Origin of the sequence: Pseudomonas sp. 30_B (genome assembly GCF_017491605.1) — a bacterium.
Lineage (GTDB): Bacteria > Pseudomonadota > Gammaproteobacteria > Pseudomonadales > Pseudomonadaceae > Pseudomonas.
The window spans coordinates 1-450 of record NZ_JAFGYY010000336.1 but is presented as its reverse complement, the minus strand read 5'-3'; the positions used below and the strand labels follow the sequence as shown (position 1 = coordinate 450).

Sequence of the window (450 nt, the reverse complement as noted above, 5' to 3'; positions counted from 1 at the left end):
GTGAAGGCGCTCGTGAAGAACACGAAGGGCATCTTCGCGCGCGTCGCGGCCGATATCACGTCGGCGGACGCGAACATCGTCCATATCGCGATGGACGAGGATCTGACGCACGAATCGACGGTGCTGCGCTTCGTGATTCAGGTGAGCGACCGCGTGCACCTCGCGAACGTGATGCGCCGCGTGCGCACGAATCCGGACGTGATGCGGATCATGCGCGAGCGCTCGAACGACGATGTCGTGCATGCGCGCCACGATGGCGGAATGCGGATCGATCGCGAGCGGCAGGATTACTAGCGCCGCGCGGCGCCCGACGGCGAGCGGGCGCGCGCCGGCAATCGCGACGACGCGCTCGGGCCGCCATTTGTTTCGGGCGCGAAGATGAAATCGGAGGGAAGGCGACGAGCCGCATCGCGGGCACGATGCCGGCGAGGCAGGCGGCATAACCGCATC

1 protein-coding gene is annotated in these 450 nt (G+C 66.9%); it reads left to right on the top strand.

Annotation, left to right across the window (positions count from 1 at the left end; all coding sequences use genetic code 11):
- On the top strand, positions 1 to 294 hold a 294-nt coding region (locus tag J5M67_RS28550), incomplete at its 5' end, for an ACT domain-containing protein (protein ID WP_243434939.1).
- Between the last annotated feature and the right edge of the window lie 156 nt (positions 295 to 450).